Source organism: uncultured Desulfovibrio sp., from assembly GCF_949282365.1.
In the GTDB taxonomy this organism is placed as follows: Bacteria; Desulfobacterota; Desulfovibrionia; order Desulfovibrionales; family Desulfovibrionaceae; genus Desulfovibrio.
Window position 1 is genome coordinate 1 of sequence record NZ_CASDOY010000042.1, and the last position, 17,735, is coordinate 17,735.

Here is a 17,735-nt window from a genome sequence, read left to right on the forward strand (position 1 = left end):
CCCGGCAGGCGGCATTGCGGCCGCGCCCGAGGCGGCGTATAGTCGTCTGTCCGGCCCCTTGGACCGGTCATGTCCATCCCTGAACTGGAGCTCTGCATGCGTACTCCCAATATCCTGACCATCGCCGGTTCCGACTCCGGCGGCGGCGCCGGCATCCAGGCCGACCTCAAGACCATCATGGCCCTGGACGGCTACGGCATGAGCGTCATCACGGCCCTGACCGCCCAGAACGGTCTGGGCGTGACCGGCATCCATGCGCCCGATCCCGACTTCGTGGTCCTGCAGCTGCGCGCCGTGCTGGACGGCTTTCCCGTGCACGCGGCCAAGACCGGCATGCTTTTTTCCGCCGATATCATCCACGCCCTGGCCGACGCCCTGCGCGAGCGCGCCTTCCCGCTGGTGGTGGACCCCGTTTCCGTGAGCCAGAGCGGCAGCCGCCTGCTGCGCGAAGACGCCGTGGAGGCCCTCAGGGAACGCATGATCCCCGGCTGCGACCTGCTGACCCCCAACCGCCCCGAGGCCGAGATGCTCACCGGCCTGCGCATCAGCTGCGCCGACGACGCGGCCGCCGCCGGTGAGGCCCTCATCGGGATGGGAGCCAGGGCCGTGCTCATCAAGGGCGGCCATATGGAAAGCTCCATCGTGGTCACGGACTGCCTCTGCCAGGCCGGGCAGGCACCCAAGTTCCTGCCCCAGCCCAAGGTGGAGACCAGCAACAACCACGGCACGGGCTGCACCCTGTCGGCGGCCATCGCCACGGGCCTCGGCCATGGCCTGCCCCTGCAGGTGGCCGTGACGCGCGCCCAGGAATTCCTCAATCTGGCCCTGCGCAAGAGCTACGCGCCCGGCAAGGGCTGCGGGCCCGTCAATCACGCCGCCCGCCGCTAAAGGCGGGCCCGCCTGCGATCTGCCCGCGGGAAGGCGCCGCCACGGCTCGCGCACGAGAGGGGCCCGGCTGCCGTCCTGCCTTGCCGCCACTGCCCGCAGCTTCCTGCGTCACGACGGCGCGCCGCTGCCGTCCCCTTTTTCCTTCCACATCAACCCCAGAGCCTCCATGCCGGACATCTCTTCCACCATGCGTCTCAGGCTGCTGCTGGCCTATGACGGCAGCCGCTACCACGGCTGGCAGATACAGGAGACCCCCAGCCCGCCGCCCACCGTGCAGGCCGCCGTGGAAGCCGCCCTTGGCCGCATCGCCGGGCGGCCGGTGCGGGTCTTCGGTTCCGGCCGCACCGACGCGGGCGTCCATGCCCACGGCCAGGTGGCCCATGGCGACGTGCCCCGCCGCCCCGGTCTGGACTGGCGTCACGCCCTCAACGCCCTGCTGCCCGCGGACGTGCGCGTCCTGCACTGGCAGGAGGCCGCGCCGGACTTCCACGCCCGCATCAGCGCCCTGCGCAAGACCTATGTCTATGATTTCTGGCAGGAACAGGGCTTCGTGCCGCCCCGGCTGGTCCCCTTCGTCTGGCGCTGCGGCCCGCTGGATGCCGAAGCCATGCGCGCGGCCCTGCCCTTCCTGCTGGGCCGCCGCGACTTCGCCAGCCTGCAGAACGCCGGTACCGAGATGGAAAGCACCGTGCGCGAGCTCCAGGGCGCCACGCTGACGGAACTGCCACCCGTGGAGTTCCTGCCGCCCCACCTTCCTTGCCTGCGCCTGAGCGTCACGGCCGACGGCTTTTTGAAACAGATGGTGCGCAACATGGCCGGACTGCTGGTCGCCTGCGGCCGCCACAAGCTGCGCCCCGACCGGATCCCCGCCATCCTCGCCGCTGCCGACCGCCGCGCCCTGCCCAGCCCCACGGCCCCGCCGCAGGGCCTGGCCCTGGCCCATGTGGAGTATCCGGCATGATATATCGGGGACAGGAGGGGTCATGACGGCGGCAAGGCGCATCATGCCCCTTTTTGCCCCGCCGTTTTCCTTCTTGTCAGCAAAACGATCCAGGACCGGGAGCAGGCTATGAGCGATATCAAATTATTCCGTTTTTCCAAGGAAGGAGCCACGGCCCTTTCGGCACGCACGGCACTGGTGGAACGCGAGCTGCATGACCTGATGGAAAAGCATATGCAGTGCTTTTTGGGCATACGCTTTGTGGCTCATGAATTCAGTACGGGAAAAGTCCATCGCGGACGCATCGACTCGCTGGGTCTGGACGAGAACAACTGCCCCGTGATCCTTGAATACAAGCGCCACGTCAATGAAAACGTCATCAATCAAGGTCTGTACTACCTCGACTGGCTGATGGACCATCAGGCGGACTTCAAGCTTCTTGTCCTTGAGCGCTACGGTCAGGACATGGCCGATGCCATTGAATGGCAGGGGACCCGCGTGCTTTGCGTAGCCGGGGATTTCACCAAGTTCGACGAACACGCCGTTGCCCAGATCGGCCGCAATATCGAATTGATCCGCTACAAATATTTCGGCGATGACCTCCTGATGCTGGAATGGTTGAATCCGGTACAATCGAGTATCGAGCCCGTCGGCACCGGAAAACAGACCATCGAAGCCACGGGAAAAAATCCACAGTCCGGCGCCTGCCCGGAAAGCCCGGACAAAAATACCGGCTGCCTGACCTCCCAGCTGGCGACCATGCCGGACGGACAGCGTACCTTGTATGACGAGCTGTACCGCTTCGTCACCTCGCTGGGAGACGACGTCAACAGCAAGGAATTGCGGCGCTATATCGCCTTTGCACGGCTCAAGAACTTTGCCTGCCTGGCTCCCATGAAAGGCTGGTTCAAGCTGTGGCTGCACCTCGCCCCGGACAGCGTGCCCCTGGAAGAAGGCTTCAGCCGCGACGTCAGCAAGACAGGCCATTGGGGCACCGGCGATATTGAAATAAACCTGCGCACCCTGGCCGACTTCGACAAGGTCAAACCGCTGTTGGAACGGGCCTATCTGGAAAGCTGACCCCCAGTGCGCTCACATCCTTCCCCGCCGTAAAAAAGAGGACGTCCCGTCATCGGGGCGTCCTCCTTCTCTTTCGTCATCCCTTGTCCTGGCGGACAGGCAGCCTATTTCTGCGCCGCTCCCCGCCGGTTGTAGGCCTCCACAAAGGCATTGTAGGCCTGCTGGCAGTCCTGCAGGGCGATGTTGAGCTGCCGGCGCGTGGTATGGCTGAAGTGGTCCTCCTGCCCCTGGGCCACGGCCCGGGGAAAGAGGTCGGCCTTGTCCAGGAAGGCCAGCCAGAGGCGCTTTTCTTCCTCCGTCATGGCCTGGGTCCGGCTGCGGGCAGTGGCCAGCGCCTCCTCCATCTCCTTGCGCCAGGCCTCCACGGCCAGCGCATCGGGATTGGCGTCGCGCAACAGCACGCTGCCCAGCAGGAAGCGGCTGAACAGGAAACGGGCCGAGCTGATGGCATCTTTCAGCGGATCGCCGCGCAGCAGCACGTCCTCGGCCTGGCGGCTGCGATCCCGCACCAGCACCAGCAGGGCGTCGCGGGCCCTGGCGAACTCGGTGTGCCGGGCCTGCAGACGGCGCAGCAGCTTCTTGCCCTGGGCGCCGTCGTCCACTATTTCCTCATCCAGCGCGTACTTGCGCAAGGCCGCGTTCAGCTTTTCCATGTCGGTCAGCGCGCGCCGCATGTCGGCCGCCAGATCGCGCAGCCGGGCCGCATCGCCCTCGCCCCAGACGGCCGCCACCACCGCGGGACGTTCCCCCAGCTCGGCCGGGCGCTGCGGCGCTTTGCCCAGCAGCCAGGTGCGCATATAGTCCTCGGCCTGATGCAGCAGATGCCCGGCGTATATGCCGGCCACATCGGCCCAGCGCCAGAAGGCATTGCCCGCATCCAGCAGCCGGGTGGCGGCTTCGGCCTCCCCGGCGGAGGCGGGCGGCTCGGGCACGCGCAGCCTGGCGGCCGCACGCTGCACCGCTCCGGCGATGGTGGCCGTGTCCGGCCCTGCCGTGCGGGGGGCTTCCTCACGGCAGGCGCAGAGGACGAGGATCAGGGCGGCGGCGCAGACCAGTGCCGTCAAACGGACAGGAGCAAAGCCGCGCACTAGACGTGCTCCGCGATCCAGGCGTCGAGCCCGGTCAGATCAGGCCCCCAGGGGAATGCCCCGCCCCGGAGTTCCGGCCCGATGCCATAGAACAGGGTGCCCACTTCCTCGGCGGCATCGCGGTCCGTGGAGGCGTCGCCCACCATCAGGGCCTCCTCGGGCAGCACGCCCGCCTTGTCCACGATCATGGCCAGCAGGCGGGCCTTGGACGGCGGCGAACCGTAGATGCCCGTGAAGCAGCCGTCCAGCCCGCGTTCCCTGAGGATGACGTTCAGTTCTTCGTGCGGCGCGCCGGAGCAGACATAGAGCGGCAGCCTGCCGCGCCAATGTTCCAGCACTTCGGCCACGCCGGGGATGAGGTCGCAGCGGCGCACCTCGTCCAGGGCGTAATCGGCAAAACGCCTGCCCCATTCCCCGGATTCGGCGGGCGTGATCTCCCTGCCCAGCACTTCGCGGAAGAACCATGCGAATTTTGTGTAGCGGCTCACGCCGCCGTGCACGGTATGGTACATGACGAAACGGTCGCGGGCCTCCTCGCCGTAGGGCTCGGCCAGACGCGCGAAAGCGCGCGTCTTGACGGGCACACTGTCGAGGATCACGCCATCGCAGTCGAAAACGAGACATTTCAGGGCCATGCGGACTCCTTTCACACGCCGTTGCCGGCGCGCCTTACACTGCCGGAGCGGGAGGCGGACGGCCTCGGCCGCCGGGCAGGACACTCCCGGACAAAGATCGCAGCGATGGCCGGCGGCGCGGCGGAAGGCCGCCCCTGCCGGGGACTGCGCGAAGGGGACGACACAGGGGAGCGGAAGGCACGGGCCTCCCTCTCCCGGACAGCCAGCCTCACGGCCCGCAGCGGCCGTGGTCGCGCCGGCCGATGGGCCGCGCCGGGACACCGCCCACGATGCTGAAGGGCGCCACATCGCGGGTGACCACGGCCCCCGCGCCCACCACGGCTCCGCGGCCGATGCACACATCGGGCGTGATGACGCAGTTGGCACCGATCCAGACATCGTCCCCGATGACGATGGCGCCGGGCTGGTGCCCCTGCTGCAGGATGGGCACATCGGCCCGGGTGAAGCAGTGGTTGGAGGCGCGCAGCACGGTGCCGGGCCCCACGGCCACATGCTTGCCCATGACGATGCGGCCGCCATCGGCCGCCACATGGACATGGGGCGAGATGGAAACGCCGTCGCCCAGCACCAGCTCGCCGTCACCGGCCGTGATGATGCAGCCCCGTCCCAGGCGGACGGCATCACCGAAACGCATGTTGCGGCAGCCCACGAAACTCAGGCCCGTGCCGAAGCGCACCGAGCCGCAGCCGGCGAACAGCCAGCGCCAGGCCAGCAGGCGCAGGGCCAGCCCCAGCGGTGTGGGGATCCAGGCAAAGCAGGCCACCCAGAGCTCTTCCCAGGCTGCCCGGAGGCGGGAGGCGAGATCCATCTACTTCCTGTACTCCCGCATGAGGGCATCGCCTTCCATGAGGCGGGTCACGCGGGCCAGGTCCCCGGGGGTGTCCACGCTCCAGGTGCGGGCGCTGGTGGGCACCATGCGGACTTTTTCGCCATGTTCGAGGATACGCATCATGTCCACGGATTCATAGATCTCCAGCGGGCTCTCCTCCATCTCGTTGAAGCGGAGCAGGTAGTCGCGGCGGAAGGGGATGATGCAGACCTGCTTGCGCATGGGCACCCTGTCGGAGCCCTTCTTGCGCGAGGGGATGGGCTCGCGCGAGAAGTAGAGGGCGTCGCTGTTGCGGTCCACCACCACCTTGACTTCGTTGGGGTCCTCGAATTCTTCCAGGGTGTCCATATCGGCCATCAGGTTGACCACATTGATGGACGGGTCCCCGAGCATGGGTGCCACGGCGGCGTCGATCATTTCGGGCAGCACCATGGGTTCGTCGCCCTGCACCATGACCACGATATCGGCCTTGCGGCCCGTGGCGGCCTCGATCTTGAGCAGGGCCTCGGCGGTACGGGTGGAGCAGCGCACATGGTGGTCGCCGGTCATGACGCACTTGAGGCCCGCGTCCTTGCAGTAGTTTTCGATGATCCCGTCGCAGGTGGCCACATAGGTGCCGGAAAGGCACTGGCTCATGGCGGTGCGGAAGGCCACATGGCCCACCATGGGCACGCCGTGGATCAGGGCCAGGGGTTTGCCGGGGAAGCGGCTGGAGCCCATGCGGGCGGGGATGATGGCGATGATGTTCATGAGGTCCTCCCTGGGCAGCGTCCTGCCCGGACAAGGGATGGAAACGGCCGGGCGCGGGAGCCGGGCCGGGAGCTTGCTGACAGCACAGACCGCGGACGGGCCGCCCCTGACGCGGAGCCTGCTGCCGGCCGTCCTGCAGGGCCTTTTGCGCCCTGACGCGCCGCCGGGACAGCCGACCCGGAGCCGGAGGCCCGCCGGATACGGCGGCCGGACGGCGGAAAGATGCGGGCCGGAGCCGGCAGGCGCGGGCAGGCCGGCGGCCGCACCAGGAGCCCGCACGGGCCGCACGCAGGCCGGCACTAATCGTCAGTGGACACCAGATAGCCGCCCTCGCTCTGCAGCTCGGGGTGGATGCGGCGGTGTTCTTCTTCCATGATGCGCAGGATGCCCTGGCCCAGGTCCACGGTCAGCGGCGGCACCAGCTTGCGGCCCATCTTGGGCATGAAGGCGTAGGGCGTCACCTGGTAATGGCCGCTGTTGGGGTCGTTCTGGTAATTGATCTGCAGCTCCTTACCCAGCATCTCGCCGATCATGGTGAACAGATCGCCCACGCGCATGGGCTGGTTGCCGGAGATGATGATGTTCTGGTTGGCGAATTCCGGCTCCAGGATCTGCAGGGTGGCGCTGGAGGCGTCGTCCACATGCACATATTCCCGCAGGGCCGTGGGCGCGCCGTAATAGGTGATGCTGCCGCTGGTCAGGGCCTCGTGCACGAAGCGGTGGATGGCATTGCGCGTATCGGCGCGGGGCCCGTACAGGGAACCGTAACGCAGGATGGTGTACGGCAGGCCGTGCATGGCCTGGTAATTTTCGATATAGATCTCGCAGGCCTGCTTGCTGCAGCGGTAGAAGCCGCCGGATTTGCCGTAGACATAGAGCGAGCTGGCAAAGATGTAACGCCGTGTGCCGGCCTGGCGGCAGGCCTCCAGGGCCATGACGTTGCCCACCACATTGAGGCGGGCCGTATCCACGGGACGGCTGTTGGCCTCGCCGATGTCGGCGATGCCCGCATAGTTGAAGACCATATCGGCGCCCTGCACCGCGGTCCGCACGCAGTCCTCGTCCAGGATGCTGCCCACCAGCATCGTCTGGTCGTCGCGCAGCCAGGGAGAAGGACGCACGTCCACGATGGTCACATCATGGCCGGCGCCGGACAGTTTGTCGCAGATGTGCGATCCCAGGAAACCGGAACCGCCGAAAACGGTGATCTTCACTGTGCTGCTCCCTGCAAAAGGGCCTGCCGCCTAGACCCCGGCGGGACGCTCCGCCGCCTGCCAGAGGAAGACCGAGTCGATACCGTAGGCGATGAAGCGGCAGCCCGCCGCCACCTGGCGCTCCAGTTCGCCGGGATCGGGCTGCACCACATGCAGGCCCATGCGGACATGGTGGCGCCGGCAGGCCTCGTCGATGCGCTCCATGGCCGCCCTGAAATCGGGATGGTCGAAACGGCCGGTCAGGCCCATGGAACCGGAAAGGTCATAGGGGCCCACCATGATGGCGTCCAGGCGCGGATGGTCCAGGATGGCGTCCAGCTCCTCCAGGGCGCGGACATGTTCGATCTGGGCCACCAGGAAGAGCTGCGGGGCCGTGTCCCGCATATAGTCGTCGAAATGTTTGCCAAAGACGTTGGCCCGGCAAAAGCCCACGCCCCGGTTCTCGCGCAGCGGCGCATCGGGCAGGCGGCCGTCGTCATGACCGGGATAGGTGGCCCAGCTGATGGCCTGGTCCAGCTGTGCGCGGCTTTCGATCATGGGGAAGATCAGCCCCTGCGCGCCCGCTTCCAGCGCGCTCTTGACAGCGGTCTTGGAGGCGACGGGCAAACGGGCGAAGGGCGCGGCCCCGCCGCATTCGATGGCGCGGAAGATGTCGGGCAGGCCTGTGCGCCCGAAGGAACCGTGCTCCATGTCCACGGCCACCCAGTCATAGCCTGCACGGGCCATCAGCTCCGCCACATCGGCGGACGGCAATTGCAGCCAGGTGCCGATGGTGGCCTTGTCCTGCGCCAGCCTGGCGCGAATATCATGAATGTCCATAGCGAAACGGCGTGCCGCCGCCGGGCTTGAGGTTATGCCGTGAAGGCCCGGCCAGCATAGCGCGAGGCCGCACGGGGCGCAAGCAGGCCGCCCCCGGGGAAGGGCCACAGGGAAAAGCAACTGCCGAAGCAGCGGAAAAGCCCGGCCCGCGTCCGCGAAGAAGGCGACATGTTGCGGCACGGCCTGCCGGTTTCCCGGATACAGGCCAGCGCCCGCAGGGAAGCCCCCATTTCCGGCCGGCACAATGGACATCGCAAGCCGGCCCGCCTCAGCGGGAGGAGCCGGCAGACAGGGCATAAAAAAACCCGCCCGGAACCGGGCGGGGGAGCGCCGGGCCTTGAGGAGGAAGGGGCCACGGCTGCGTGGTGCGCTCAGGAAATGTCGCTGCCAGAGAGGGAAAATGCGGCACGGGTCTGGCGGCCGTGCCGCATGGGAGATTACTGTTTGACCAAACAAACAGCCACGCACGGGATGAGACTACGCAGAGCATGCTCTGCCGTCAAGCCATTGCTCCAAAATTCACGAAGTTTTTTCTTCACAAATCCTGTCGCAGGGGCCCCTCGTGTGGGCTGGCTACTTTTTATGAAATTTTTTATGAAAAATCCATCTTTTTTTTTGCAGAAAAATCCTGCTCCGTCACAGCGGACCTAAGATGCTTGTTCTGCTGGTGATATTTGCGCCATCCGTCCGTGCCGCCCCCTCAGATAGCGCCCGGGGCACGCTTTTACAAGCGTTTTTTTTCGTTGCCGCCGCAACGGCATCGCACGGCAGGATAGGCACGGGAACGCAGGCATGCACCGGTATCGTTATTTTTTTCACAATATACAGGCCGCCCGGCAGATGACAAGCGCCCTGCCCTGCCCTATACTGGGCCTGCCGCGCTCCGTGCGCAGGAGCGCCTGCCCCTGATAAAAATATCCTGTCATAAAGGAGTGTTCCCATGAAAGAGATCAGAGCTGCCGCGCGTGAGCGCATGAAAGGCCATTGCCGCGTCTGCCCCGTCTGTGACGGCAAGGCCTGTTCCGGTGAAGTGCCCGGCATGGGCGGTCTGGGCACCGGCGCCAGCTTCCGCAACAACCGCGAGGCCCTCAACGCCTGCCAACTCAACATGACGGCCCTGCACGACGCCCGCGAGCCCCGGACCGGCTGCTCCATCCTGGGCATCGACCTCAGCTTCCCGGTCATGGCCGCGCCCATCGGCGGCGTCTCCTTCAACATGAGCGACGCCATGAGCGAGGACGACTACATCTTCGCCATCCTGGAAGGCAGCCGGGCCGCCGGCGTCATCGGCTGTACCGGCGACGGCGTGCCGCCCTTCATCATCGACGGTGCGGTCAAGGCCCTCAAAGCCTGCAACGGTCACGGCATCCCCTTCATCAAGCCCTGGGAAGGCAAGGAACTGTACGAAAAGATCGACCGCGTGCTGGCTGACGGCAGCCCGGCCCTGGGCGTGGACGTGGACGCCGCCGGCCTCATCACCCTGCGCAAGATGGGGCGCCCGGTCATGCCCATGTCCGTGTCCGAACTGGCGACCGTGGTGCGCCATGTGCACGACATGGGCCGCAAGTTCATCGTCAAGGGCATCATGACCCCCGTCGACGCCCGTCGCGCCATCGACGCCGGCTGCGACGCCATCGTGGTCTCCAACCACGGCGGCCGCGTGCTGGACCACTGCCCCGGCACCGCCACCGTCCTGCCCGGCATCGCCGACGCCGTGCGCGGCCAGATCACCATCCTGGCCGACGGCGCCGTGCGCGACGGCGTGGACGTGCTCAAGATGCTGGCCCTGGGCGCCGACGCCGTGCTGGTGGGCCGCCCGCTCTGCATCGCGGCCATCGGCGGCGGCGTGGAAGGCGTGACCAAGTACTGGCAGCAGATGCAGGGCCAGCTGGTGCAGGCCATGTTGCTGACCGGCTGCGCCTCCCTGGCCGACGTGCGCGGGCACATCATCTACCGCGGCTGATCTTCCCGCGGACCTGTGCGCGGGGAGCGCTCCCTGCCGGGCGCTCCCCGGCCCCGCGCCGCGCATCCCGGCCCGCCCGGCGGGCTTCTTCACGGCCTGTCCTGCGACAGGCTTTTTTTTCAAAGGATATCGCCATGCTGTTTTCCGTCGATACCGAACGCTGCGTTTCCTGCGGCCTGTGCATCTCCGACTGTCTGCCCCACGCCCTGGGCATGGACGACGAAGGCCACCCCCACATCAAGGATGAACGCCTGTGCATGCACTGCCATCATTGTCTGGCCCTCTGCCCCACGGGCGCCATCAGCGTGGACGGGCACGACCCCGACGCCTCCCGCCGTCTGCTCAATGCCCTGCCCAGCCCGGAACAGCTGGAGACCCTCATCAAGGGCCGCCGTTCCGTACGCCAGTACCGCCCGGAAAACGTGGACCCCGCCCTGCTGCGACAGGTGCTAGACGTGAGCGCCCATGCGCCCACCGGCGTCAACGCCCGCAAGCTCTGGGTGGGCGTCATGGACGACATGGATCGCATGCAGGCCTTCCGCGAGGAGGTCTATGCCCGGCTGGCGGACAAGGCCCTGCATGACGCCTTGCCCCAGTGCCGCCGCACGGCCTTTTTCGCCGCCGCGCCGCGCCTGTGGAAAGAACAGGGCATCGACGGCATCTTCCGGGGCGCGCCCCATTTCGTGCTGGTGGGCAACGCCAAGGACGCCCCCTGCCAGGAACAGGACCCGCTGATCTACCTTTCCTATCTGGAGCTCTACGCCCAGAGCCTGGGCCTGGGCACCACCTGGTGCGGCCTGCTCTACTGGTGCCTGCAGCTCATGCTGCCCGAGCTGCTGCCCGAACTGGGCCTGCCCGAGAGCCACAGCTTCCAGTACGCCATGCTGCTGGGCGAGCCCGCCATCCGCTATGCCCGCACGGTGGAATACGGCCCGGCCACGGTGCACCGCATCCTCTGGAAATAAGAGCCCTGCCGGCGCGGGCCGTCCCGTCCGGGGCAAGATCCCGGGGCGACGTTCAGGGAGCGGGGACCTGGACAAGAAGCCCTAGACATGAGGCTCCAGACACGCCCCGGGACGCGCTGCCCGGGGCATGACGCACGGGACGCTGTGCTGGCACAGGCCGCTCTCGCCTGTCCGGCCGGGGCTCTCCCAAGGCGTGCCTTCACCCCCGTGCGACACTCCAGGCCGGAGAGACCGCAAGGGACAGCAGCCCCTGCGCCGGACAGCGCCAGCAGCACGACGGCCGTGCGGAACAGCCGCAGCCTCGTGCCAAGCGGCTGGCAGGGCGGCAGTCACGAGAGGGACGGGGCACAACGCCCACCCGGGTGCGGGCCTGGCGTGCAGACACACCAGGCCCGGCCAGCGCGCGGGAGCGGACGCGCCACGCTCCAGGAGCGCACCGCCTCCCGGTCCGCGCCCGGCCGCCTCTTGACAACGTCCGCTTCTGAGACTATTTTGCCAAAAAGCCAATAAAGGTCCCACATGCAGCACTCCAGGGAATTCATCGCGGCCCAGGCCCGTATCTTCAAGGCGCTGGGGCACCCCAGCCGTCTGCTCATGGTCGATGCCCTGCGCGACGGCGAAAAATGCGTCTGCGACCTGCAGGCCCTGGTGGGGGACGACATGTCCACCGTCTCCAAGCATCTCGCCGTCCTGCGCGAGGCCGGCGTGGTCACCAGCCGCAAGCAGGGCGTGAACATCTATTACAGCCTGGCCCTGTGCTGTCTGGAGCAGTTCCTGGCCTGCACGGGCCAACTGCTGGAACGGCGCATCCGGGGCCAGATGGACATGCTGCGTCGCGACTAGGCCGGTCCCGCCCCGTGCGGATCTTTTTCCTCCTTCAATTTGGCAATTTTGCCAATAAGCAATTCGTCATGGACCATACCCCTGCCCCGCGCGCCTTCTCCCCCGTGCGCTACAGCCTCACCCTGCTGGCCGTACTGGCTGCCTGGACGCTCCTGTACACGGGCATCCAGCCCCTGGCCGCCTGGCTGACCTTCGGCCTGCTGGGGCTGGAAGCCGGCAGTCCGGCGGGGCTGGCGCTGGAATTCTTCCTCTATGACAGCGCCAAGATCCTGCTTTTGCTGGTGCTGATGGTCTATCTCATCGGCTGGCTGCGCGCCGGTCTGCATGTGGAAAAAGTCCGCGACCATCTTGCCGGCAGGGGCAGGGGCCCCGGCTACTTCCTGGGGGCCCTGTTCGGCGCGGTCACGCCCTTCTGCTCCTGTTCCAGCATCCCGCTCTTTCTGGGCTTCACCATGGCGCGCATCCCGCTGGGCATCACCATGGCCTTCCTCATCACTTCGCCCCTCATCAACGAGATCGCCGTGGTCCTGCTCTGGGGCCTGCTGGGCTGGAAGTTCACCCTCGTCTATGTGCTCGTGGGCATGCTGGCGGGCATGCTGGGCGGCTGGCTGCTGGACCTGCTCCATGCGGACCGCTGGCTGCAGCCCTTCCTGCGCGGCATGCCGGGCGCGCCCGGGCAGGCCGCCCGCGACCGGCGCACCGGCCGCCTGGGCCTGGAGGAACGGCACCGCTTCGCCTGGGGCGAGATGACCGGCATCTTCCGCCGCGTCTGGCGCTGGGTCGTCATCGGTGTGGGGCTGGGCGCGCTCCTGCACGGCTTCGTGCCGCAGGAATGGTTCGCCGCCCATCTGGGCCAGGGCCGGTGGTGGTCCGTACCGCTGTCCGTGCTGGTGGGCATCCCCCTGTACACCAATGTCACGGGCATCGTGCCCATCATGGAGAGCCTGCTGCTCAAGGGCCTGCCCGTGGGCACCACCCTGGCCTTCTGCATGAGCACCGTGGCCGCCAGCCTGCCCGAGCTGCTCATGCTCAAGCAGGTCATGCGCTGGCAGTTGCTGGCCCTGTTCCTGGGCCTGCTGCTGGTCATCTTCACCCTGGTGGGCTGGCTGTTCAACGGCCTGCAGCTCACGCTTTTCTAGCTTCCCCCTGTGCCCGCCATCCCCTGCAAGGAGTTTTGCCATGATCATCAAAGTCCTGGGTCCCGGTTGCGCCAAGTGCGCCGAAGCCTGCGAGACCGTCAGCCAGGCCGTGGCCGCCGCAGGCAGCGACGCCCGTGTGGAAAAGATCACCGATCTGCGCGAGATCATGTCCCTGGGCGTGCTGGCCACGCCTGCGGTGGTCATGGACGGCGCCATCATGTGTACGGGGCGCGTGCCCGGCAAGGAAGAGGTGCTGGGCTGGCTCAAGGCCTGAACCACCTCCCGCACGGGCCGGACAGAGCGCAGGCGAGCGCCCGCCCGGGCACGGCCCGGGCCACGGGTCGCGCCACCGGTCGCCCCCTCTGCCCGATGTCTGTACCGGCCGTCCCGCCCATCTTTCATGGAGCGGAGCGGGGCGCAGGCAGGCTTTCTCCGCGGCTCGCGGCGGTGACCATCCCAACGGACAGGACACCGTCCTTGCTCCATGATGGGCCTGCCGCTCTGGCGGCAGGCCCTTTCCTCATGAGCGCCGCCCCGCGGCCCATCTTCCCCAAAAACCGCCAAATGGTTATGGGCCACTGAGGACGCGCATCCTCAAAAATACAGCCTTCGATGATGGGTCCTGCCCCAGGGGATATCCTCCTCATCCCCACCCTGCTTCCCGTTATGCGCGAAAACACAGGGCCGCCGTCTGCACCGGCCGACCACCGCAGCGCAGGACAGGAGGAGGCCTGCACCCGGAACGCTGCACCGGCCTGCCGCTAGAGGAAAAGGCGTGTCCGCACGCAAGGCGGCCTGAAGGCCGGAGTACGCGCGGCCTTCCTCCAAAGGATTGCCCCCGCACGCGAAGCGGCCTATGCTGACGAAAAATCCTTTATGGAGGCGTGCCATGCCATATCCCCGCATCCTGCTGTACTGTCTGGTCATGCTCTGTCTTGCCGCTCCGGCGCTGGCGCAAGAGGAAGAACTGGCCCCGGGCTTCAACATGTGCATGGAAAACAGCGGCGGCGTCACCGTGGAGATGCTGGGCTGCCTGCAAACGGCCTACGACTATTGGGACGCCCGGCTCAACGCCAATTATAAAAAGGCCAAACAGGCCTGCCGCGATTCCGGCGATCCCAAAGCCTGGTCGGACAAGCTGCTCAAGGCCCAGCGCGCCTGGGTGCAGTACAAGGAACTGACCTCCGATCTGGTGCAGCTGCCCAATGAAGGCGGCAGCATGGCCCGCCTGAACGCCATGGGCTTTCTGGTGGAGGAGACGCGCAAGCAGGCCCTGCTGCTGGGCAATCTTGCGTATGAATAGCAGCGGGAGCGGCCCGTCCTGCGCCACGCGCCCCTGGCGGCAGGTGCTCCGGGCGGTCTGCTCTCCGCGGCCTGCACAGAGGGCCACCCCGCAGGGGGCGTCGCCGTGCCTGGCAACCTTCTCCGCTGCCGCGCTGCGCGTCGTCCCCCTGCACTGCCTGCGGCCTTCCCGCCGCCACGGGAAAAACGCGAGGGGCGAGGCTGTGCATTCGCTCCCCGCTGCCGTGGGACACGGCTTGTCCGTTTTTTCTGTTGCCGGGCAACCTGCCCCGTTCCCCGGCTGCCGGGCGCATCTGAACGATACCAGGGCGGGGCCGCCGCATCACCCCGCTCCCCTGGCTGTCGCGTCTCCTTGCCCGTCGGCAGTCCCGGGCGCTTTCCGGTCGCCGGACGCAAAAATCCCCTGCCGTCAGGAAAGGCGACAGGGGACAGGGACACAGGCAAACGTCCGGCGCCGACAGCGCGGACCGGACCATGCGGCGGCCTAGACCATGCGGGCGATGATGTCCATGCGTTCGCCGCGCAGCAGGGCGATGGGCGGCACTTCGATGAGCGTATGGCAACCGGGCTGCAGACGGGTGGCGGCACGCGCGCAGGAGACCAGCACCTGGGCGGTCAGGGCGGGGTTGTTGATGCGCATGTCGAACTTGAGGATCTGGTTGTCGGTCATGCCGGAAGCGCCGGTGCGCTCCATGAGCACGCCGTGGGACTGGTCAGCCACAAAGGCCAGTTCTTCACGGTCACGGCACTGGCGCACGTCCAGGGGATCGTGGGCGAAATAATCATCGGCCTTGATGCGGGCCGTCACGTCGGCCAGGTTCTCGCCGTCTTCCAGCACCACATAGACCAGGCGCGAATGGCGGCCGCCCCCCACCGGGATGGTGATGGACACGGCATCGGCCACGCCCTTGATGGCGCGGGCAGCCACGGAATGGCCCATGGAACGGCCGCGACCGAAGTTGGTGAAGGTGGTGCCGCGGGGCACCATGGCTTCGAACAGGGCGCGCAGCACGGAGTCCGTGCCGGGGTCCCAGCCGGCGGCCGTGATGCTGACGCTGTTGCCGGCCCTGGCGGCGGCATCCAGACGGGTCACGGCGGCGGGGATGTCCGTATGGACGTCGAAGCTGTCCACGCAGTTGTAGCCCTGCTTCAGGAAGGCTTCCGCCGTATCGGGGATGCTGCGCGAAGGCCCGCACAGGGCGATGACGTCGGGACGGCCCTGGGCGGCTTCGAGGCTGGCCAGGTCGGCGAATTCGGGCAGGCCGCGCAGGGCCTGGCCGTTCGTGCCCAGGGAATCGGCGCGGCGGATCACGCCGAGGCACTGGCAATCAGGCGTGGCAAGGGCCGCTTCCACCACGCGGGTACCGATATTGCCAAGACTGTGGACGGCGAGCGTAAACTTTTTCATATGCATTCCTTTGGAAAAAAACCGGGGGGCAGCCGAACAGCCGCCCGCAAGACATTCCTACTTTGTCGGTAGGCCATTTTTTTAGATGCAACTGCCGCCCGTCGTCAAGAGCAAGGCTGTCTCCCCCATGCTCCACGGATAAAAAGAAGACCTCCGGCTGCTGCTCCAGGCAACCCCTTTGGCGATCCGTCCATTTCCGCAAAGACGGCAGAGCCCTCCGCACATTGCGCAAGACATATTTCAACCTCCCGCAACCCTTGATTTTTCAAAAAGCAATCAGCAGTTGCCCGACGGCAACCGATCATGGCTTGCCTGCTGCGGCCAAGTATGCTTAGGTAAAAATCCCCATATGGGAATCCACCGACAGCACCGCTGTCCAACGCATTGAGGTATGTATGAAAAAACTTTCGCTCCTGCTGGCCTGCGCCCTGCTCCTGTCCACCGCATCCCTTGCAGCAGCTGCCTGCTCGCCTGAAGAAGCGCAGAAGAAAGCCAATGAATTCGCCGCGGCCGTCCAGAAAAAATCCCAGGACGACCCCCAAGGCTATGCCAAGATCATGCAGGAACTCCAGCCCCAGCTGCTGAAACTCCAGCAGGAACAGAATCTGGAAAATATGTGCAAGTTCTATGATGATGCCCTGGAAAAGCTGAAGTAAGCCATGATCGTGCAAGAGGTGGCCATGCGCCACCTCTTCCCTTTCCCCTCTTTCCACCTATGCGCGTTCTATGAAAGACGGGCGGATCAGGCTCGGACAGCAGATCCTGCGACGGCGCAAAGTCATGGGCATGACGCAGGAAGAACTGGCCTCACGGATGGGCGTTTCACGTCAGTCCGTTGCCAAATGGGAGACGGGCCAGTCATCACCGGACATCGACCGTCTGGCCCTGTTGCGGGACGTACTCCAAACGAGCCTCGACGCGCTCATCATCCCCGACGGCAGGGGATCCTTCCCGGTCCCCGACCTTCCTGCGAAGGAAGCCCCACGTCCTGCCCGGCCGAACGTACAGCTCATTCCCGTCCGCTCCCCTTTATCCTGGGGATTTTACTGTGCTGCTGTGGCCTGGGCGGGCTAGGCGTCTTGTGGGTGCTTTCCCGCGTGCATCCGGCCCGTCTTGTGGATTGGAACGCCTCCCTGCATACAGGCCTGGAAGGCTATATGATGGCCACCGGCCTCTGGCCCGTCCTGCTGCTGGCCTGCTTCCTGCTCGGCTGCGGCAGCCTCACGCTGCTCTCCAGTGGCGCACAGGCAGGAAAACAGGCTGATCCGTGACCGGCCTTCCTCCGCGCTGTACGGCACCGCTCCTCGCCTCACCATGAAAGAGGCATCGTCTATCAGGCATCGTGCATCCCGTTCGCTACAGCAGGTTTTCGCCTCCCCCGTGATGACCGTCCCGCCCCCTGTCGCAGACAACACGCACCCGAGGGATCAGGAGACAGGAGACGTGCCTTTCCTCCGATCTCCTTTCCGCAAAAAGAACGCTCACCGTCCTCCATGCTCCACTGCGCCCCCGGCTTTTTCTTCCCCCCCAAACACGCCCCGGGATTTCTTCCTTTTTGTTTCGGGCCTGTCAGGGGCCCAACAGGCCAAAGCCCATAAAAAAGACCCCCTCGCGCTCTGAGCGGCAAGGGGGTCTTTGAACGATCTTTGGCAGCGGCCTACTTTCCCACATGACGTTATGCAGTATCATTGGCGATGGAGAGCTTAACTTCCGAGTTCGGAATGGGGTCGGGTGTACCCTCTCCTCTATGGCTACCAAAGAAATTTGTCAAATATATTGAAATAGGGTGGAAGGATCTTTCGAGAAAACAAGACGCACGGGCTATTAGTACTGGTCAGCTCCACGCCTCACGGCGCTTCCACCTCCAGCCTA

At 66.2% G+C, this 17,735-nt stretch carries 18 protein-coding genes and 1 rRNA gene; 11 read left to right on the plus strand and 8 right to left on the minus strand.

What is annotated here, in order from left to right:
• The first annotated feature begins 96 nt into the window (after positions 1 to 96).
• The 3 genes from thiD (at position 97) to Q1X76_RS07975 (ending at position 2,908) form a co-directional block, all read left to right on the plus strand.
• Positions 97 to 888, plus strand: coding sequence for a bifunctional hydroxymethylpyrimidine kinase/phosphomethylpyrimidine kinase (gene thiD / locus Q1X76_RS07965; RefSeq protein WP_300719143.1), 792 nt, complete (start codon positions 97 to 99; stop codon positions 886 to 888).
• Between the two features lie 166 nt (positions 889 to 1,054).
• Positions 1,055 to 1,849: a tRNA pseudouridine(38-40) synthase TruA gene (gene truA, locus Q1X76_RS07970; protein ID WP_300719144.1), complete on the plus strand. Its 795-nt coding sequence runs from the start codon at positions 1,055 to 1,057 to the stop codon at positions 1,847 to 1,849.
• Between the two features lie 108 nt (positions 1,850 to 1,957).
• The gene (locus Q1X76_RS07975) at positions 1,958 to 2,908 is read left to right on the plus strand and encodes a DUF5655 domain-containing protein (protein ID WP_300719145.1); all 951 of its coding nucleotides are present in this window, start codon (positions 1,958 to 1,960) and stop codon (positions 2,906 to 2,908) included.
• Positions 2,909 to 3,012: 104 nt separating this feature from the next.
• On the opposite strand, the gene Q1X76_RS07980 is transcribed toward Q1X76_RS07975, so the two are convergent.
• From Q1X76_RS07980 to Q1X76_RS08005, 6 genes are all read right to left on the minus strand, one after another.
• On the minus strand, positions 3,013 to 3,996 hold the full coding sequence (locus Q1X76_RS07980) for a hypothetical protein (RefSeq protein WP_300719146.1): 984 nt from the start codon (positions 3,994 to 3,996) through the stop codon (positions 3,013 to 3,015).
• Positions 3,996 to 4,631: an HAD family hydrolase gene (locus tag Q1X76_RS07985; RefSeq protein WP_300719147.1), complete on the minus strand. Its 636-nt coding sequence runs from the start codon at positions 4,629 to 4,631 to the stop codon at positions 3,996 to 3,998. The genes Q1X76_RS07980 and Q1X76_RS07985 overlap by 1 nt, the downstream gene beginning before the upstream one ends.
• A 208-nt stretch (positions 4,632 to 4,839) precedes the next feature.
• Positions 4,840 to 5,439 (minus strand): acyltransferase, encoded by a 600-nt coding sequence (locus Q1X76_RS07990; protein ID WP_300719148.1) that lies wholly within the window; start codon positions 5,437 to 5,439, stop codon positions 4,840 to 4,842.
• A complete protein-coding gene (locus Q1X76_RS07995) occupies positions 5,440 to 6,210 on the minus strand; it encodes a 3-deoxy-manno-octulosonate cytidylyltransferase (protein ID WP_300719149.1) in 771 nt (256 codons plus the stop codon).
• Positions 6,211 to 6,509: 299 nt separating this feature from the next.
• Positions 6,510 to 7,424 (minus strand): NAD(P)-dependent oxidoreductase, encoded by a 915-nt coding sequence (locus Q1X76_RS08000; protein WP_300719150.1) that lies wholly within the window; start codon positions 7,422 to 7,424, stop codon positions 6,510 to 6,512.
• A 30-nt stretch (positions 7,425 to 7,454) separates the two neighbouring features.
• Entirely contained in the window at positions 7,455 to 8,243 is a 789-nt protein-coding gene (locus Q1X76_RS08005) for an aldolase/citrate lyase family protein (protein WP_300719151.1), read from the minus strand.
• Positions 8,244 to 9,183: 940 nt separating this feature from the next.
• On the opposite strand from Q1X76_RS08005, the gene Q1X76_RS08010 reads away from it, so the two are divergent.
• The 6 genes from Q1X76_RS08010 to Q1X76_RS08035 all read left to right on the plus strand — a co-directional run bounded on the left by Q1X76_RS08010 (position 9,184) and on the right by Q1X76_RS08035 (position 14,456).
• Entirely contained in the window at positions 9,184 to 10,206 is a 1,023-nt protein-coding gene (locus tag Q1X76_RS08010) for an alpha-hydroxy-acid oxidizing protein (RefSeq protein WP_300719152.1), read from the plus strand.
• A gap of 134 nt (positions 10,207 to 10,340) precedes the next feature.
• Positions 10,341 to 11,171: a nitroreductase family protein gene (locus Q1X76_RS08015; RefSeq protein ID WP_300719153.1), complete on the plus strand. Its 831-nt coding sequence runs from the start codon at positions 10,341 to 10,343 to the stop codon at positions 11,169 to 11,171.
• A 519-nt stretch (positions 11,172 to 11,690) separates the two neighbouring features.
• Positions 11,691 to 12,014, plus strand: coding sequence for a metalloregulator ArsR/SmtB family transcription factor (locus tag Q1X76_RS08020; RefSeq protein ID WP_300719154.1), 324 nt, complete (start codon positions 11,691 to 11,693; stop codon positions 12,012 to 12,014).
• Between the two features lie 68 nt (positions 12,015 to 12,082).
• Positions 12,083 to 13,153: a permease gene (locus Q1X76_RS08025; protein WP_300719155.1), complete on the plus strand. Its 1,071-nt coding sequence runs from the start codon at positions 12,083 to 12,085 to the stop codon at positions 13,151 to 13,153.
• Between the two features lie 40 nt (positions 13,154 to 13,193).
• Entirely contained in the window at positions 13,194 to 13,427 is a 234-nt protein-coding gene (locus Q1X76_RS08030; RefSeq protein WP_300719156.1) for a thioredoxin family protein, read from the plus strand.
• Between the two features lie 615 nt (positions 13,428 to 14,042).
• Positions 14,043 to 14,456, plus strand: a complete 414-nt coding sequence (locus tag Q1X76_RS08035; RefSeq protein ID WP_300719157.1) for a lysozyme inhibitor LprI family protein — start codon at positions 14,043 to 14,045, stop codon at positions 14,454 to 14,456.
• A gap of 483 nt (positions 14,457 to 14,939) precedes the next feature.
• On the opposite strand, the gene Q1X76_RS08040 is transcribed toward Q1X76_RS08035, so the two are convergent.
• Positions 14,940 to 15,863: a diaminopimelate dehydrogenase gene (locus tag Q1X76_RS08040; RefSeq protein ID WP_300719158.1), complete on the minus strand. Its 924-nt coding sequence runs from the start codon at positions 15,861 to 15,863 to the stop codon at positions 14,940 to 14,942.
• 395 nt (positions 15,864 to 16,258) lie between these two features.
• On the opposite strand from Q1X76_RS08040, the gene Q1X76_RS08045 reads away from it, so the two are divergent.
• Together Q1X76_RS08045 and Q1X76_RS10110 are read left to right on the plus strand one after the other, a co-directional pair.
• Entirely contained in the window at positions 16,259 to 16,519 is a 261-nt protein-coding gene (locus tag Q1X76_RS08045) for a BTB/POZ domain-containing protein KCTD2 (protein WP_300719159.1), read from the plus strand.
• A gap of 70 nt (positions 16,520 to 16,589) precedes the next feature.
• Positions 16,590 to 16,937: a helix-turn-helix transcriptional regulator gene (locus tag Q1X76_RS10110; RefSeq protein WP_366140995.1), complete on the plus strand. Its 348-nt coding sequence runs from the start codon at positions 16,590 to 16,592 to the stop codon at positions 16,935 to 16,937.
• A 570-nt stretch (positions 16,938 to 17,507) separates the two neighbouring features.
• On the opposite strand, the gene rrf is transcribed toward Q1X76_RS10110, so the two are convergent.
• A 5S ribosomal RNA gene (gene rrf, locus Q1X76_RS08050) occupies positions 17,508 to 17,622 on the minus strand.
• Between the last annotated feature and the right edge of the window lie 113 nt (positions 17,623 to 17,735).

Bases quoted from the DNA above. Each gene is read 5' to 3' on its own strand.
- thiD (WP_300719143.1), top strand. From the start codon at position 97: ATGCGTACTCCCAATATCCTGACCATCGCCGGTTCCGACTCCGGCGGC.
- truA (WP_300719144.1), top strand. From the start codon at position 1,055: ATGCCGGACATCTCTTCCACCATGCGTCTCAGGCTGCTGCTGGCCTAT.
- Q1X76_RS07975 (WP_300719145.1), top strand. From the start codon at position 1,958: ATGAGCGATATCAAATTATTCCGTTTTTCCAAGGAAGGAGCCACGGCC.
- Q1X76_RS07985 (WP_300719147.1), bottom strand. From the start codon at position 4,631: ATGGCCCTGAAATGTCTCGTTTTCGACTGCGATGGCGTGATCCTCGAC.
- Q1X76_RS07990 (WP_300719148.1), bottom strand. From the start codon at position 5,439: ATGGATCTCGCCTCCCGCCTCCGGGCAGCCTGGGAAGAGCTCTGGGTG.
- Q1X76_RS07995 (WP_300719149.1), bottom strand. From the start codon at position 6,210: ATGAACATCATCGCCATCATCCCCGCCCGCATGGGCTCCAGCCGCTTC.
- Q1X76_RS08005 (WP_300719151.1), bottom strand. From the start codon at position 8,243: ATGGACATTCATGATATTCGCGCCAGGCTGGCGCAGGACAAGGCCACC.
- Q1X76_RS08010 (WP_300719152.1), top strand. From the start codon at position 9,184: ATGAAAGAGATCAGAGCTGCCGCGCGTGAGCGCATGAAAGGCCATTGC.
- Q1X76_RS08015 (WP_300719153.1), top strand. From the start codon at position 10,341: ATGCTGTTTTCCGTCGATACCGAACGCTGCGTTTCCTGCGGCCTGTGC.
- Q1X76_RS08020 (WP_300719154.1), top strand. From the start codon at position 11,691: ATGCAGCACTCCAGGGAATTCATCGCGGCCCAGGCCCGTATCTTCAAG.
- Q1X76_RS08025 (WP_300719155.1), top strand. From the start codon at position 12,083: ATGGACCATACCCCTGCCCCGCGCGCCTTCTCCCCCGTGCGCTACAGC.
- Q1X76_RS08030 (WP_300719156.1), top strand. From the start codon at position 13,194: ATGATCATCAAAGTCCTGGGTCCCGGTTGCGCCAAGTGCGCCGAAGCC.
- Q1X76_RS08035 (WP_300719157.1), top strand. From the start codon at position 14,043: ATGCCATATCCCCGCATCCTGCTGTACTGTCTGGTCATGCTCTGTCTT.
- Q1X76_RS08040 (WP_300719158.1), bottom strand. From the start codon at position 15,863: ATGAAAAAGTTTACGCTCGCCGTCCACAGTCTTGGCAATATCGGTACC.
- Q1X76_RS08045 (WP_300719159.1), top strand. From the start codon at position 16,259: ATGAAAAAACTTTCGCTCCTGCTGGCCTGCGCCCTGCTCCTGTCCACC.
- Q1X76_RS10110 (WP_366140995.1), top strand. From the start codon at position 16,590: ATGAAAGACGGGCGGATCAGGCTCGGACAGCAGATCCTGCGACGGCGC.